This window comes from Actinoplanes sp. M2I2 (assembly GCF_023544445.1).
Classification (GTDB): domain Bacteria; phylum Actinomycetota; class Actinomycetes; order Mycobacteriales; family Micromonosporaceae; genus Actinoplanes.
In genome coordinates this window covers 95,288-110,382 of sequence record NZ_JALPVJ010000016.1, presented here as the reverse complement: position 1 = coordinate 110,382, position 15,095 = coordinate 95,288, and the positions used below count along the sequence as shown (strand labels likewise).

General features: G+C 71.9%; 11 protein-coding genes. 7 read left to right on the top strand and 4 right to left on the bottom strand.

What is annotated here, in order from left to right:
• Window positions 1–36 precede the first annotated feature (36 nt).
• Window positions 37–636: a class I SAM-dependent methyltransferase gene (locus tag HJC40_RS30385; protein ID WP_250006281.1), complete on the bottom strand. Its 600-nt coding sequence runs from the start codon at window positions 634–636 to the stop codon at window positions 37–39.
• Between the two features lie 101 nt (window positions 637–737).
• Here HJC40_RS30385 and HJC40_RS30380 point away from each other — a divergent pair, with 101 nt between their 5' ends.
• Window positions 738–995, top strand: coding sequence for a hypothetical protein (locus HJC40_RS30380; RefSeq protein ID WP_250006279.1), 258 nt, complete (start codon window positions 738–740; stop codon window positions 993–995).
• A gap of 242 nt (window positions 996–1,237) precedes the next feature.
• Window positions 1,238–4,861, top strand: a complete 3,624-nt coding sequence (locus HJC40_RS30375) for a S8 family serine peptidase (protein WP_250006277.1) — start codon at window positions 1,238–1,240, stop codon at window positions 4,859–4,861.
• Window positions 4,862–4,945: 84 nt separating this feature from the next.
• On the opposite strand, the gene HJC40_RS30370 is transcribed toward HJC40_RS30375, so the two are convergent.
• Window positions 4,946–5,101, bottom strand: coding sequence for a hypothetical protein (locus HJC40_RS30370; RefSeq protein WP_250006275.1), 156 nt, complete (start codon window positions 5,099–5,101; stop codon window positions 4,946–4,948).
• Between the two features lie 203 nt (window positions 5,102–5,304).
• Between HJC40_RS30370 and HJC40_RS30365 the strand changes: the two genes are divergently transcribed.
• A complete protein-coding gene (locus HJC40_RS30365; RefSeq protein WP_250006273.1) occupies window positions 5,305–5,460 on the top strand; it encodes a hypothetical protein in 156 nt (51 codons plus the stop codon).
• A 21-nt stretch (window positions 5,461–5,481) separates the two neighbouring features.
• On the opposite strand, the gene HJC40_RS30360 is transcribed toward HJC40_RS30365, so the two are convergent.
• Window positions 5,482–8,967: a PAS domain S-box protein gene (locus HJC40_RS30360; protein ID WP_250006271.1), complete on the bottom strand. Its 3,486-nt coding sequence runs from the start codon at window positions 8,965–8,967 to the stop codon at window positions 5,482–5,484.
• A gap of 71 nt (window positions 8,968–9,038) precedes the next feature.
• Here HJC40_RS30360 and HJC40_RS30355 point away from each other — a divergent pair, with 71 nt between their 5' ends.
• The 3 genes from HJC40_RS30355 to HJC40_RS30345 all read left to right on the top strand — a co-directional run bounded on the left by HJC40_RS30355 (window position 9,039) and on the right by HJC40_RS30345 (window position 12,346).
• Complete coding sequence (locus HJC40_RS30355; RefSeq protein ID WP_250006269.1) at window positions 9,039–11,036, top strand: response regulator; 1,998 nt, start codon at window positions 9,039–9,041, stop codon at window positions 11,034–11,036.
• 61 nt (window positions 11,037–11,097) lie between these two features.
• Window positions 11,098–11,754, top strand: a complete 657-nt coding sequence (locus HJC40_RS30350) for a nucleotidyltransferase domain-containing protein (RefSeq protein WP_250006267.1) — start codon at window positions 11,098–11,100, stop codon at window positions 11,752–11,754.
• A 97-nt stretch (window positions 11,755–11,851) separates the two neighbouring features.
• On the top strand, window positions 11,852–12,346 hold the full coding sequence (locus HJC40_RS30345; protein ID WP_250006265.1) for a hypothetical protein: 495 nt from the start codon (window positions 11,852–11,854) through the stop codon (window positions 12,344–12,346).
• A gap of 13 nt (window positions 12,347–12,359) precedes the next feature.
• On the opposite strand, the gene HJC40_RS30340 is transcribed toward HJC40_RS30345, so the two are convergent.
• The gene (locus HJC40_RS30340; protein WP_250006263.1) at window positions 12,360–13,943 is read right to left on the bottom strand and encodes a YncE family protein; all 1,584 of its coding nucleotides are present in this window, start codon (window positions 13,941–13,943) and stop codon (window positions 12,360–12,362) included.
• 201 nt (window positions 13,944–14,144) lie between these two features.
• Between HJC40_RS30340 and HJC40_RS30335 the strand changes: the two genes are divergently transcribed.
• The gene (locus HJC40_RS30335; RefSeq protein WP_250006261.1) at window positions 14,145–14,852 is read left to right on the top strand and encodes a CPBP family intramembrane glutamic endopeptidase; all 708 of its coding nucleotides are present in this window, start codon (window positions 14,145–14,147) and stop codon (window positions 14,850–14,852) included.
• The last annotated feature ends 243 nt before the right edge of the window (window positions 14,853–15,095 follow it).

The window sequence follows — 15,095 nt, the reverse complement described above, 5'->3', positions numbered from 1 at the left end:
CCAGGCGTCCCCAGGGTGCATCCTCAGGCGGCGTCTTCAGGCTGCGGCGATGGCCGCGTATCTGCGGTCCGGCCGCTCCGGGACCTGCTGTCGAAGGCGCTGAAGCTCGGTGAAACCCGCCTTGACGAGGCGGGCAGAGAACTCGTCGACCGGCCAGCGGTACGCCGTGACGACCTTGTGGTCGAACGCGGCCACCCCGTCGTCGCTGTCGAAGAAGCCGATCACCAGCCGTCCGGCCGGGGCCAGCAGCCGGCGGAACTCGGTGAGAGCCAGGTCGAGCTCCGGTGGCGGCAGATGGATGGTGGAGTACCAGGAGAGCAGGCCGGCCACGGAATGGTCGGGCCGGTCCAGGCCGGTCATCGAGCCGAGCCGGAACTCCGGCCCGGGGAAGTGCGCGCGGGCGTGGTCGAGGAACTCGGGGACCAGGTCGATGCCGGTGACGTCGGCGCCCAGGGAATGCAGGTAGCCGGTCCAATGGCCGGGGCCGCAGCCCAGATCCAGCACCGGGCCGTCCAGGCCGGTCAGATGGTCGCGGATGAGGGCCGTGTCGTCCTTGTCCTGCCAGTCCCCGTCGAACAGCCCGATGTACTGCTCCGACATGGACGAATACGCATCCCGCACCGGCTCCCAGGTCACCGAGGCATGGTAATCCTGCCGATGTGGCGACGCCGCGGCGCCGGACGGTGGGGCGGAAGATCCACTAGCCCGGACGACGGCACCCTGAGACACTCACCGGCGTGGCAGATGCGAAGCGTCCCTGGTGGCAGATGGGCAACACACCCACTTGGGGATTCGTGTTCGGTGGTGTCTGGACCTTCCTGGCGGTGCTGCGCTGGGGCAACGTGGCCGTGGGCGACTCCGGGTTCTTGGGCATGACGGCGCAGGTCATTGTTGCGGTCCTGTCCACCTTGCTGGGCGGCTTCTCCCTGGTTTCCGCTGTACGTCTGCGCCGGCTACGCCGGGCAGAACGCGATCCCGCCACGCCCGGCAACTGATCGGCGGACCGGCGCCCACGCGGTAGTAGACCAGCGGTGCCGAGTCGACAGGATGGTCCGGCTGGGTCGGCTCATCCGGTCAGGTGCCGGGCCGATCGACAGGGGGCGGTGGCGATTGAGCAATCTCGGGCTCGTGCTGCGCAATTGACCGTGAATCCCCTGGATGGGGCCGCTGGTCGTCGGTTCGGCGGCCCGCTCGTGCGTTCGGCGACGTGATCTCCGCGTAATAGAAGATCCTCATAGTGAGCGGGTTCGATCCCATGATCACCCGCGAGGTCTCGTTGTCACTGTCACTGTCCCGCCTCCGTGGATTCGGGCTGGTCGCGCTGACCGTCAGCTCGGTCGCGTTCGTTTCCCCGGCCGCCCAGGCGGCCGCCCCTCCGCCGCCACCCGGCAGCACGCCGGCGAACACGGTCACCCTGATCACCGGCGACAAGGTGACCGTCGCCCCCGACGGCGGTGTTCAGGTGCGCAACCCCAAGGGTGAGCTCGCCGGATACCTGTCGAAGGTCAAGGACGGCGACACGTACGTCTACCCGCACGACGCTTTCCGGTACCTGGCTTCCGGTCTGCTCGACGACGACTTGTTCAACGTCACCGACCTGGTCGCCGACGGCTACGACGACGCGCACAGCTCGGGCATCCCGCTGATCGTCACCTACAACGGCCCGGCAGCCACCGCTCGTACCGCACCGGCCGGTGCCACCGGCCTCCGCCCGCTGGAGAGCATCGGTGGCGCCGCCTTGACCGCGGACCGTTCCGGCCGGTTCCTGGCCTCCGCGATCGGCGCCCGGTCGGCCCAGGGGGTCAAGAAGATCTGGCTGGACGGCAAGGTCAAGGCCGCCCTGGCCGACAGCACCGCGCAGATCGGCGCCCCGGAGGTCTGGCAGAAGGGCAACACCGGCACCGGTGTCGACGTGGCCGTTCTGGACACCGGGATCGACACCTCCCACCCGGACCTGACCGCCTCGGTGACCGCGACCGCGTCCTTCGTGCCCGGCGAGTCGGTCGAGGACGGCCTGGGTCACGGCACTCACGTGGCGTCCACGATCGCCGGCAGCGGCGCCGCGTCGGATGGCCAGGAGCGCGGCGTCGCGCCGGGTGCACGCCTGCACGTCGGCAAGGTGCTCGACAACCAGGGCGGCGGCCAGGCATCGTGGATCATCAGCGGTATGGAGTGGGCGGTCCGCGACCAGCAGGCCCGCATCGTCAACATGAGCCTCGGCGGGGACAGCACTGACGGCACGGATCCGATGAGTGTGGCCGTGAACCAGCTCAGCGCGGAGACCGGCGCGCTGTTCGTCGTCGCGGGCGGCAATGCGGGCCCCAGCAAGTACACCGTGGGCACGCCGGGCGCGGCCGACGCGGCCCTCACCGTCGGCGCCGTGGACAGCCAGGACGTGCTCGCCTCCTTCTCCAGCCAGGGGCCGCGAGTCGGCGACCGGGCGGTCAAGCCCGATCTGACCGCGCCCGGAGTGGGCATCCTGGCCGCCCGGTCCCGCCTCAGCGCGACCGGCGAGGGGCCCTACCAGTCGCTGAACGGCACGTCGATGGCGACGCCGCACGTCGCCGGCGCCGCGGCGCTGGTCGCCGCCGCGCACCCCGGACTCCGGGGCCGGCAGCTCAAGGACGCCCTGGTCAGCACGACCAAGGCCACTCCGGACACGGACGCCTACCAGGGTGGGACCGGTCGGCTCGACGTCGCGGCGACGACGAGCGCCACGGTCTTCGCAACCGGCTCGGTCGACTTCGGCTATCCGTCCTCTCCCACCATTCCGGAGCCGGTCGGCCGGGAGATCACCTACACCAACATCGGCGCGACCGCGGTCACGCTCGATCTGGCCTCCTCCCTCGACCACGTCACGCTGTCGGCCAAGCAGGTCACCGTCCCGGCCCACAGCACCGCCACGGTGACCGCGACGGCCTCGTTCGACACGGTGCCGGGCGACCAGACCTTCTCCGGTTCTGTGACCGCGACCGGCGGATTGCGTACCTCCGTCGGTGGGGGACGGGAAGGCGCACGCCATCAGCTCGCGCTGCGGGCCCGGGACCGGAGCGGCAAACCGCTCGCCGGTACGGTCGTCGTGCTGAGCCGTGACCGGACGCTCATCCAGGCGATCGACGAGACGGGTGCGCTCGACGTGCGGCTGCCCGAGGGCACGTACACCGCCTATCTGACCGCCGATGTCGAGGGGACCCACGGGTCGCGTTCACAGGGCCTGGCCATCCTCCCGGTGACCGGCATCCAGCTGAACGGCGACCGCACCGTGGTCTTCGACGCGGCCAAGGCCCGGCGCCTGACCGCGAGCACCCCGCGGCCGTCCACGGTGATCACGTCCCGGTTCACGCTCATCCGGGACATCGCCGGCAACCCCTGGCTGGACGCGTGGTACCCGGGAGCGCAGTACGACAGCGTCTGGGTGCTACCGACGGGCAAGGTCCCGGACGGTACGTTGACCGCGTCGGCCCGCTGGCGCCTCGCCCAGCCCACCTTGACTGTCGCCGGCTATGACGACCTGCGGGTGCAGCAGGGTGCGACGCCGCTGCCGGCCACCGTGCGCGGCCTCGACGCGGTGCTGGGCGGTAACGTACGCGGCAAGGCTCTGGTCGTCCGGGCCGGCGGTCCGGCCTCGATCCAGGACCAGGCGGCCGCGGCGGCGGCCGCGGGCGCCCGGCTGCTTCTGGTTGTCAACGACGGTGCCGGGCGGCTCGAGCCTTGGCCCGGAACGCCCTGGATGCCGTCGGACCCGCCACCGGTCACCGTCGCGACCCTCACCCACGACGAGGGCGAGAAACTGATCGCCCGCCTCCAGCGCGAGCGCGCCGTCCGGCTCGACGCCACCTCCCACCCCGTCACCGAGTACGCCTACGACCTGGTCACCGACTACGTCGGCCAGGTGCCGCGGGACCTCTCCTACCGGGCCACGCCGGGCAGCCTGGCCCGGGTCGACATGTCGTTCGACAACTGGCGCCCGGGGCGCGCGCTCGATCAGCGTTACTCGATCGACACGCTCGGGTTGACGACGTTCCTGGACTACGTCGAGGCTCCGGCCCACGGCCGACGCACGGACTGGGTGACGGCCGGGAAGAAGTGGATCTCGAACGTGATGATCCGGGGGGAGCAGGCTCAGCACACCGCGCCGGTCGCGTACCGGGCCGGTTCGGTGCAATCGCAGCGGTGGTTCGGCCCGGTGCAGCGGCCCCGCCTGGTGGACGACCCTGACAGCCTCGACATCGTCCGCCAGGAGGGTGGCTGGTTCTTCGCCGACATCCCGGGCTGGGGCGACTCGGGTGCCGCCCACGAGGGAAGCACCGACGACAACCCGAACGTCGACAACCGGCTGACCCTCCACCAGGGTGACAACGTGGTGGGTTCGACCGACCGGAACAACGCGCTGCTGACCGCCGGCCCGCTGCCGGCCCAGGTGCTCCCGTACCGGCTGGTGTCGGAGAACGACCGGGACGCGTGGGCCGGCCCCTACTCGACCAGCACCCGCACCGAGTGGTCGTTCACCTCCGGTGACGTGAAGCCCGGTACGGCCGACTCCCCGACGCTGATCCAGCTGGACTACGACGTGGACACCGACCGGGACGGCCGGGCGAGACGAACCTTCGACCTGACGGTCGCCCCGTCCACCCTGGCCACGGCGACCGATCCTGGAGTCGTCCGGACGCTCACGCTCGACGTCTCGTACGACGACGGGGCCACCTGGCACCGGGCTGCCGTGCGCCCGCGAGCGAACGCCTGGAGCGCCCGGATCACCGCTCCGCGTGCCGCACAGTTCGTCACGCTGCGCACCAGCGCCCGCGACACCCGGGGCAACACGGTCGAGCAGCGCATCACGCGAGCCTTCGGCCTGCGCTGACGAGACAGCGGCACGGGCGTCCCCATCACGTCCGTGCCGCTGTGCTGTCGCGATCTCACCACGCACGAGTCGGGCGCAACGACGTCAGCTTGGCTTGATCTCCCTGTCGCCGTCGTGGACGAGCACCGCCTGGTCGTCTCGGACGGGGACGAAGTCGTAGCGGTGTCCCTCGTCGGCGATGATCTGGGCGTAGAGGTCTTCGCGTCCGCGGTTGGCGTGCGACAACGGATAGAAGGACACCAGCCCGACACCTCGCCCGGTGTCGCCGGCTCCAGATCGAGGCGTCGCACCGAAACCGTGGGCCGCATCGCGCGCGGTCGTGCGGCGCTCGCTCGACCGGATGGCTGCCCTCGCCGGGTCGGTGTGACGCTCCGGCATGCTCAGGCGTGATTGAGTACGGCAGCTCACGCGGGCGACCGGGGCCGGTTCCTAGGTTGATGGTCATGACTTCCAGCATCGACCTCGAGCGCCTCGTCCGACCGTCCGACCTGCACGGCCACCGGGGCCGGCACGCCGCTCCGGGGCGTCACCGGGTCTGGCTCGCCGCCGTGACCGTCGCAGCCGTCCTCGCCACGATCACTGCCGCCACAGCGAGCTGACCGCCACCGGGCGGCCTTCGGTCACGGCGTGCTGACCGCGATCGGGCCGGCCGTCAGGATGACGTCCGCGGCCGCGCGGACGGCGTTCGTCTCGGGGCGCAGGGCGGCCAGCGCTTCCACGGCTGCTTCGAGGTCGTTCCGGCGGGCGTGGTCCTCCAGCAGGCCGCAGGCGTCGGCGGCGGCTGCGGCGCCGATGTTGGCCATGATGCCCTTCAGCTGGTGGGCCTCGTTGCGCAACGTCGTGGCGTCGTCGAGGGCCAGTGCCTGACTGATCTTCTCCAGGTGCTCGGGGATGCGGGCGACCATGGTGCGGAGCAGGCGCTCGATCACGGGGGCGCTGGCGGCCGGGTCGGGTCCGCGCAACTGGTCCAGCCGGGCCTCGATCTGGGCGACGATCCCGTTGCCGGCCGGGGCCGGGGGCGTGACCCAGCGGGCCAGCGCGGCGGCCACGTCGGCCGGGACCAGCGGCTTGGCCAGGTGCTCGTCCATTCCGGCCTCGAGGCAGCGGGCCCGGTCCTCGGCCAGGGCGCTCGCCGTGAGGGCGATGATCGGGACGTGCCGGTCGTGGCCCTCCTGGCGGCGGATCTCGGCCGTGGCGGCGTAGCCGTCCATCTCGGGCATCAGGCAGTCCATGAAGATGAGCTGGTAGTCGTGGGCGGCGGCCATCGCCACCGCTTCGCGGCCGTTCACCGCGACGTCGGCGCTGTAGCCCAGGGTGGCCAGGATGCCCAGGGCCACCGTGCGGTTGATCTCGTTGTCCTCGACCAGCAGCACGTGGCCCCGCCCGGGGACGACCGGGGCCGGACCGGGCGGCGGCTCGTCGGCCGGCACCAGGACGCCGACCAGCGCGTCGTAGAGCTGGGACTGCCGCAGCGGCTTGGCGAAGGCGGCCGACACCGCCACCGGGTCAGGCTCGGTGGGCAGGGCCTCCGGCTGGTCGGTGAGCAGGATCGTCTTGGGCACGGGCGTGCCCTCGGGCGCCGGTGTGCTGACCCCGGCGGTGTGGATGTCCTGGATCACCAGGTCGATCGGGCGCCCGGTCGCCGCCGCGTCGCGCAGGATCTCGTACGCCGCCTCGCTGGTGCCGACGCCGGTGGCCTGCATCGACCAGGCCGTCAACTGGTCGGCCAGCACGGCCCGGTCGGTCTCGTCCTCGTCGACGATGACGACGCGCAGACCGTCCAGGGCATGGCTCGAAGCGATGTCGAGACCGTCGCGGGCCGCTCGCAAGGTGACCGTGAACCAGAACGTGCTGCCCTGGCCCGGCTCGCTGTGGACGCCGATGTGACCGCCCATCAGCTCGACGAGGTCGCGCGAGATGGCCAGGCCGAGCCCGGTGCCGCCGAAGCGCCTGGTGGTGCCCGCGTCGGCCTGCGTGAACGGCTCGAACAGCTTTTCCTGCTGGTGGTGGTCGATGCCGATGCCGGTGTCGTGCACCTCGAAACGGACGGGGACGGCGCCGGGGCCGGCCTGCTCTCCCTGGTCCGGGGTGACCGTGATGGCGATCTCGCCGTACGGGGTGAACTTGATCGCGTTGCCGGCCAGGTTGAGCAGCACCTGGCGCAGCTTGGCCGCGTCGCCGCTCACGGTCGCGGGCAGGCGCTCGTCGCAGAAGCCGGAGATCGACACCGACCGGGCCGTGCCGGGCGGCGCCACCAGCGCGACCACGTCGTCGACCAGGCGCCGCAGCTGGAAGTTGGTGTCCTCGAGCAGCACCTTGCCGGCTTCCAGCTTGGAGAAGTCGAGCACGTCGTTGATGACCGAGAGCAGCGCGGAGCCGGCCGTGCTGATGCCTTCCGCGTAGCGGCGCTGCTGCTCGTCGAGGTCGGAGGAGAGCAGCAGGCCGGTCAGCCCGATGACCCCGTTCATCGGGGTGCGGATCTCGTGGCTCATCGACGCCAGGAACTGCGACTTGAGCCGGGCCGTCTCGATCGCCTGGTCGCGGGCCTGGGCCAGCGCCTGCTCGGTCTCCCGGCGGGCGCTGATGTCGCGGGCGAAGGCGTGCAGCTGCGCCAGGCCGTCGTGCCGGATGCGCCACATGGTCAGCTCGACCGGCAGCTCCCGGCCGTCGTGGTGCACCGCGACCATCTCGGTCGGACGGTCGAGCAGCCACTCCCACCGGCCGTCGAGGAACCTCTCCAGCGCCCGGTGGTAGCGCCCGGACAGGACCGTGTCGGCGACGTTGCAGCCGATGATCCGCTCGCGGGGCCAGCCGAAGACCTGCTCGGCCTGCCGGTTCCACTCCCGGATGACGCCGTCGGAGTCCATCGAGAAGAACGGGTCGGCCGCGGCCGACATGATCATTTCGAGCTGTTCGCGCTCGACCCGCAGCCGGGTCTCGGCCTTGACCCGCGCGGTGATGTCGTGCGCGACCGTCGAGGCCCCGATGATCCGGCCGTCGTCGTCGCGCATGGGCGCCATGCTCAGCGACACCTCGATGAGCCGGCCGTCCTTGCGCATCCGTCGCGTCTCGTGCTGCGGCATCGTCTCGCCGCGGGTCACCCGGGCCAGCAGGTCCTTCTCCTCGTCGAGCCGGTCGGGCGGCAGCAGCCGGGTGACGTCGTAGCCGATCATCTCCTGGGCCGTGTAGCCGTAGAGCCGCTCGGCCCCGGAGTTCCAGGTCTGGATGGTGCCGTCGAGGGCCTTGCTGACGATGGCGTCGTTCGACGACTCGACGATCGCGGCCAGGCGCGCGTTGGTGTGCGCCTGGAATCGGCGCGTGGTGACGTCCTGGATGGCGGCGAGCACCATCCTCTTGCCCTCGGCCTGGACGGGGGAGAGGCTGACGTCGACCGGGAACTCGGTGCCGTCCTTGCGCTGGGCGGTCAGCAGCATGCCCTCGCCCATCGGCCGGGCCGACGGCGTCGCGAAGTAGCGGTTGCGGTGCTGCACGTGGACCTTCCGGCTGGCCCCGGGCACGAGCGTCTCGATCGCCGCGCCGACCATCTCGTCGCGGCGGTAGCGGAACAGCTCCACGGCGCGGTTGTTGGCGTGCACGATCCGGCCGTCGCTGCTGACGCAGACCATCGCCTCGGGTGAGGCGTCGAGCAGGCTGCGGAACTTGCCCTCGGCCAGGCGCAGCTGGGTCACGTCGACCCCGGAGCCGAAGATCGCGTACGGGCGGCCGCGCCCGTCGCGCAGCGCGTGCAGGGTGGTCACGAACCACCGGCCGCCGAGCTCCTCCTCGTACGCGACCGGGCCGCTGCCGACGAGCACGTCGGTGTCGTGCCGGTGGATCTCGGCGATCTTGTCGGGCGAGTGCACCTCGTGGTCGTGCAGCCCGGCCGCGTCACGGATGCCGTGCAGGCGTTCGTAGGCCGGGCTGACGATGCGGTAGCGCCCGTCGAGCGTCTTGACGAAGGCGGGCGCGGCCGTCTCCTCGAGGATCGCGGCCAGGTGGATGTAGCGCTCGAGGCGCCGGCGGTCGTGCCGGTGGAGCAGGCCGCGCCAGGCCCAGATCAGGCCGCCGGTCGCGATGGCCGCGGCGGCGGCGTGTCGGCTGGTCACATCGAATAACCGTACAAGGGATCTTTCCTGCTTTAGTCTTATAACGGACATGAACAGATGAGGAGCCGCCCGTGGCGACGGTGATGGTCGTCGACGATGTGGCCGCGAACCGGGACATCGTCCGGTTGCTGCTGGGGTACCGGGGCCACGAGGTGATCGAGGCCAACGACGGTGCCGACGCGCTGCGCCTGGCCCACGAGCATCACCCCGACGTGGTCGTGTCCGACGTGCTGATGCCCGGCATCGACGGTCTCGAGCTGGTGCACCGCCTGCGCAACGACGACGATCAGCTGGCCGCCCAGGCGCCGGTGATCTTCTACACCGCCAACTATCTGGAGCCCGAGACCCGGCCGATCGCCGAGGCGTGCGGGGTCAGCCAGGTCGTGCTGCGCTCGCAGGACCCGCATGAGCTGCTCGACGCGGTCGACGCGGCACTGGCCGGCGGGCCGGTCTCGATCAACGCGGTCCCTTCGGACGACTTCGCGCAGGCTCACGTGCAGGCGGTCAACGCCAAGCTGATCGAGAAGGTGCGGGCCCTGCACCACACCGAGCGGCGCTTCGAGGCGATGGCCGTGGCGTCCCCGGTCGGCATCGCGCTGCTCGACGCCGACGGCGAGGCCGACTACATCAACCCCCGGCTGGCCGAGATCATGGGCAAGCCGATCCCGGACCTGCTCGGCCGGGGCTGGCTGGCCTGCCTGGACTCCCCGGCCCGCCAGGACGCCCTGGATCTGCTGCGCGGCAACGCGACCGAGCGCCGGTTCACCCACCGGGTCGAGTTCCCCGACGGCACGGTCCGCTGCCTGCGCCTGCAGTTGCGGCACATCCAGGACGACGAGGCCGAGTTGGCCGGCGGCGTGCTCATGGTCGACGACGTCTCCGACGTGGTCGAGACCGAGGAGCGGCTGCGCGACGAGACCCAGCGCCGCCAGGACGACGCCCGCCGCCGCGACGCCGAACGGCTCGACAGCCTGCGCCGGATGGCCGGCGGCGCCGCCCACGACTTCAACAACATCCTCGGCGCGATCCTCGGTTACACCTCGCTCGCCATCGAATCGGTCACCGAGTCGGCCGACGTGCTGCCGGCCGACCTGTCGGCCTCGCTGCTGGCCGACCTCGACCAGGTGATCAAGGGCGGGGAGCGAGCCAAGGCGCTCACCCAGCAGCTGCTCGCGTTCGGCCGGCGGGAGATCACCCAGCCGGCCACGTTCGACCTCAACACCCTGCTGCGCGACCTGCTCGGAACCCTGCGCGACGCCGCGGGGGCGGCCTCCGTCGTGCTGCGGCCGGCTCCCGGCTCGGCCGACGTGCGGGCCGACCCTCGCCAGATCAGCCAGGTACTGATCAACCTGGTCGGCAACAGCGCCGACGCGATGCCGGGCGGCGGGACGATCAGCATCGCGACGGCGCTCTCGGACACCGGCGACGCCGTGGTGACGGTCAGCGACACCGGGCGCGGCATGGAGGCCGACGTGCTCAACCGGGCGTTCGAGCCGTTCTTCACGACCAAGCGGTCGACCGGGACGGCCGGGCTCGGGCTGTCGACGGCCCACGGCATCGTGAGTCAGGCCGGCGGCCAGCTGACGCTGTCCTCCACTCCGGGTGAGGGCACGACGGCGACGGTCCGGCTTCCCGGCGTACGGGATCAGGCCGCGCCGGCCGCGCCGCAGCCCGCAGCCCCCGCGGAGCCCGGTGGGGGCGAGACGCTGCTGCTGGTCGACGACGAGCCGGACCTGCGCGAGGTCACCGCCCGGTTCCTGGACGGCGCGGGCTACCGGGTGCTGTCGGCGGCCGACGCGGTCGAGGCCCTGCGCCTGCTCGACCGCCACGACCACCCGATCGCCGCCATGATCACCGACGTGGTGATGCCCGGCATGAACGGGCGCCAGCTGGCCCGGGTGGCCAAGCAGCGGCGCCCCGACCTGCGGGTGGTCTTCGTGTCGGGCTTCGCCGAGGCCCTGATCGACGAGGCCGGCAACAACCTGGAGCCCGAGTCGATGATCGTGGCCAAGCCGTACACCCGGGAGCAGCTGCTCGCCGGCGTCCAGTCGGTGCTGCGCCAGACCTGAGACCGGCCGGTCCGCCGCACCCGCGTGGTCCACCAGATGAGCCCTGGGGCAGGATCGGCCCATGGACCCGCTGACCGACGCCCGTGACCTGGTGCGGGAACGCTTTCCGGAGGCGCGGTGGGCGCTGCTGACCGGCAGCGTGCTCGGGCCCGACCGTACGGCCGGGTCCGACCTGGACATCGTGGTGCTGCGGGACGAGGAGCCCGGCTACCGGGAGAGCCTGCACTTCCGGGGCTGGCCGGTCGAGCTCTTCGTGCACACGCCGGACAAGCTCGCCGCCTTCCTCGCGAGGGAACTGGCCGCCCGCAAGCCGAGCACCCATCGCATGCTCGCCCGCGGGGTGCCGGTGCTGGGTGACCCGGGCGAGCTGACGGCCCGGTGCGCGCGGGTCCTGGCCGACGGGCCGCCGCCGCTGAGCCCGGCCGAGCGCGGCCGCACGCGCTACCTGCTGACCGACCTGCTCGACGATCACCGGCACGCCACCGACCTGGGCGAGCGCGTGGTGATCGCCGCTGCCCTGTGGACGGAGACGGCCCGGGCGGCGCTGGCGTTCGCCGGCCGGTGGGTCAGCGGCGGCAAGTGGCTGCTGCGCGAGCTGCGGGAGTCCGATCCCGCCTGGGCCGCCCGCTGGCTGGCCGCCCGCGAGGACCCGTCCGCCCTCGCCGCCGAGGTGCTGGCCCGAGCCGGGGGCCCGCTGTTCGACGGCTACCGCGCCTGACGGACGCCGCCCGATGTTCGTCCGCGGCGTGAGCGGGTTGTGAAGGTGTTGTGTGCGGGGTGGCGGCGTACCGCTCCCGCCGCCTAGCTTGACGATCATGAAAGCGATCCGCGTCTGGCTGGGTGTCTTCGTCGCCGGACTGGTGCTCAGCGGTGTGACAGCATTCCCGCTGGTCACCGAGGTGCGGCTGCTGGCCGGGATCCTCGGTCACGTTCCGGCGCCGGACGCTCTGGTCGCGTTCATCGAGCGCGTGCGCGAAGGGCTGACCGTCACGGCCGAGCAGTACCCCTTCATCGCGTACGGAACCGACTGGCTGGCCTTTGCCCATGTGATGATCGCCGTCGCGTTCATCGGTCCGTGGCGCGACCCGGTCCGCAACGTGTGGGTCGTCGAGTGGGGGATGCTCTGCTGCGTCGCGGTCATCCCGCTGGCGCTGATCGCCGGCCCGATCCGCGAGCTGCCGTGGTGGTGGCTGCCCATCGACATCTCGTTCGGCGTGCTCGGCATCATCCCGTTGCTGATCGTGCGTCGCCTGATCAGGCGGCTGGACGCCGGCCGGAGCGAACCGGCCGGCGCCGCTCTTACGGCCTGACCGGCGGGCCGGGTCAGTCCACCACGAAGGACGCCGTGGTCACCTTGGGTGAGGCCGTGGCCGCGGTGTCGCCGGCCGCGCCGACGACGAAGCGGTAGGTCATCTTGCGGTTGCCCTGGGCCAGGCCGACCCAAGCGGCGCCGGCGGCGTCGGTCGCGAACGTGGCGCTCTGGTCGGTGACCCACGTGGCGCCGCTGCGGTGCTGCAGGCTCACGGTGACCCGGCCGGCGTGCCGGGGCAGGATCTGCAGCGTGGCGTGGACGGCGCCGAGCGAGCGGTAGTGCGCGACGCCCTTGCTGATCCGGGTGTAGCCGGTGAGCTTCGCCGACGCCGCGCCGGCCGTGGTGAAGGCGGCGGACGCCGAGGCGGGCTGGGTGGTGAGGGAGGCGGCGGCGGTCGCCGTGACGGTGCCGCTGCCCCGGGCGCCCAGCGACCAGGTGGCCACCCCGGAGGCGTTGGTCCGGACCGTCCTGGCCAGCGTGGTGCCGCCGGCCATGACCCTGACCGTCACCGCGGTGAGCGGCCGGTTGGTCGCTCGCACGGTCACGGTCATGCTTTTCCCGTACGCGGAGGCGCGCTTCACACCGACCGCGAACGGCTGCTTGACCTGGCCGCTGGTGGGAGTGACGACCAGGTGGGCCGGGCTCGCCGGCTCCTGGCTGATCGAGTAGACGTACTTGCCGTCGGGTGAGAAAGCCGCTTCGTGGGCACTCCGGTAGGTGTTGCCGCCCGCCGCGGGCGTACGGGTCAGCAGGCCGCCCGTCGACGTCGAGAAGACGTGCACCGGCGAATCGCTGGAGGAGGCGGACAGCACGCCGGCAAACCGGTGGCCGTCGGCCGACCAGGCCACGGCCGACGGGTACGGGCCGGTGGCGACCGTGCTGGTCAAGGTCATCGTGGCCGTGTCGAAGCGGGCCACGCCGTAGCCGTTGACGTAGTCGGTTACGGCCAGGCTCGTGCCGTCCGGGGACAGTTCGGCGTCGTAGATCGTGCCGCTCACCTGGCCGCGCCCGGTGAGCGAACCGTCCGGGCCGATCGCGTACGACGTGGCCGAGGACGAGCCGTAGGCCACGACGGTCGACCCGGCGGCCACGACCGCCGAGGCGCCGCGGTCGGTCAGCACGCTGCGGCTGACGCCGGTGCCCAGATCCAGCCGGGCGACGCCGGCGGCCGCGGCGTCACATCCGTACGCGTAGAAGAGCCCACCCTGGGCGACCCCCGACTTGCCGGGGCAGCCCATCGAGGTCCACGAGGCGAGCACGGCACCGGCCGGGGAGAGCTTGACGATCCGGCCCGCGGTGGAGAGCGAGACGTAGACGCCGCCCGGTCCCGCCGTCAGCCCGGTCGCGCCGGGCAGCCCGGTCACGGTCTTCCTCACCTGGCCGGTCGGCGACGTGATGAGCACCTTGTCGCCGGCCGCCGTCCACACGTCGGCGCCCACCCCGAGCACGTCGGTGACGCGGTCGATGCCGGGCAGAGCGACGCGGATCGGGGTGACGGTGGTGGTCGTGGCGGCGGACGCGGGCGTGGCGGCCGGCGCGACGACGCCGCCGGCGACCACGGCGGCGGACAACAGGGCGTTCCTGAGCTTCAACACGGACGCTCGGATCGGCGGCGGGCGGGCCGACTTTAGACGATCCCGCATCGACTTCCGGCCGCAGCGAGGCGCGGCGCCCGGCCCGCACACTGCCCGTACGGGGAAAGGGGAAGCGCGTGCAACGACCCCATGTCCTGCTGCGGCCGGCGATCGTCTTCGGCGCCGCCGTGCTGATCTGGCTGTTCATCGACCGGGCGGGCGATGCGATCTTCGGGACCGGCTACAGCCGGGGGGCGGCACCTCGCCTCGGCGGTGACGGCGACCGTGCTGGTCGTGCCGATGGTGATGCTGGCGTACCGCCGTCTCGACCGGTTGCCCTGGAGCGGGCTGCGGCGCGGCTCACCTCGTACGGTGGGAAGGCTCCTGGCGGCCGGGGCGGCGGGTTATCTGATCCCGGCGGTGCCGGCCATCGTCGTCTTCGTCTGGGCCGGGGCGCTGAGTATCCGGCTCGACGGCTCGACGGCCGGCGCGATCCTGTCCGTGGTGGCGCTGATCGGGCTCGTGTTCCTCTACGAGGCGCTGCCCGAGGAGCTCATCTTCCGCGGCTACCTGTTCCGCAATCTCGCGACGGTGCTGCCGGTCTGGGCTGTCGTGCTGGTCCAGGCGCTGCTGTTCGCGCTGTTCGGTGTCCTGGTCGGCGCGGCCGGGAGCGTCGAGCGAGTCGTGATCTTCTTCGCGTTCGCCGTCGTGCAGGGCGGGCTCCGCGCGGTCACCGACACACTCTGGGTGCCGATCGGCTTCCACCTGGCCTTCCAGACTGCCGAGCAGATCGTCGGCCCGCAGTGGCACCGCTTCGTCGTGAACGATCTCGCTCTGCTGCAGGACGTCGTGCTCGGCCTCGTCCCGCTCGCCCTGGGCGTGCTGGTGGTGCGGCTGCTCGGCCGGCGGGCGCGCCGACCCGGGCCCTGACGTGATCGGACGTCGACCGCGTACCCAAGCCGGGCCGAGCCGGTCACCTGGTCAGCTCGTAGATGCCGACGTGACCCGGGGTGGTCAGATATGACGCCCGGGGGAGCTCGTCGTCGCGCGGGGGCCAGTCGCGGTGGGGGAGATAGGCCAGGCGCCCGATGGTGGATCATCCGTTCCGGGGGGCGCGCGGGTGGGACGGACTTGCCTGTTCTCCTATCGAAATGGTAGGCACTATAGGCGCAG

What these genes read in the sequence shown, in the direction of transcription:
- HJC40_RS30365 (WP_250006273.1), top strand. Translation starts at nt 5,305, where the DNA reads ATGACTTCCAGCATCGACCTCGAGCGCCTCGTCCGACCGTCCGACCTG.
- HJC40_RS30350 (WP_250006267.1), top strand. Translation starts at nt 11,098, where the DNA reads ATGGACCCGCTGACCGACGCCCGTGACCTGGTGCGGGAACGCTTTCCG.
- HJC40_RS30345 (WP_250006265.1), top strand. Translation starts at nt 11,852, where the DNA reads ATGAAAGCGATCCGCGTCTGGCTGGGTGTCTTCGTCGCCGGACTGGTG.
- HJC40_RS30335 (WP_250006261.1), top strand. Translation starts at nt 14,145, where the DNA reads ATGCGATCTTCGGGACCGGCTACAGCCGGGGGGCGGCACCTCGCCTCG.